The sequence below is a fragment of the Collinsella sp. AF19-1LB genome (assembly GCF_003459655.1).
Classification (GTDB): Bacteria; Actinomycetota; Coriobacteriia; order Coriobacteriales; family Coriobacteriaceae; genus Collinsella.
In genome coordinates this window covers 1-432 of the sequence record NZ_QRWO01000067.1, presented here as the reverse complement: position 1 = coordinate 432, position 432 = coordinate 1, and the positions used below count along the sequence as shown (strand labels likewise).

The 432-nt window shown below is 56.5% G+C and carries 1 protein-coding gene; it reads left to right on the top strand.

Annotated elements, in window-relative coordinates:
- Window positions 1-83 precede the first annotated feature (83 nt).
- On the top strand, window positions 84-432 hold a 349-nt coding region (locus DWX39_RS10735; protein WP_199411505.1), incomplete at its 3' end, for a hypothetical protein.

Genomic DNA, 432 nt, shown 5'->3' with positions numbered 1-432 from the left:
CCGATCAATGGCGGGCAAACCGCCTGATATACTTACATTAGTGCTACCAAGTGAGTCGCCGACCCTTGAAATGAGGTGCCGAGATGAACGACATTCTCGCAAGAAGAGCAACCTTGGGCATCGCCCTTTCCGCGGCACTCGTCGCGGGAATCGCCCCCGCAACGGCGATCGCGGCGGAAACCAGCTCCCCCACCGGTGCAGTTGCCTTGCAGACGGAAGACGCGGCCGCCGCAAGGGAAAAAGCGTATGCAGCCATGCAGGAAGCGCTCAAAAACCTCGAGGCCGCAAAAGACGCCGCAAGTCCCGAGAAAATTGCGGAAATCGATACTAAAATTGCCATTTTTCAAGAGAACTACGACACTAATTTGGCGCAAGCCGCCATATATAAGGAATCCCTTGGTGGCGCGCGCAGACGTGGTGTAAGAGCGTCCC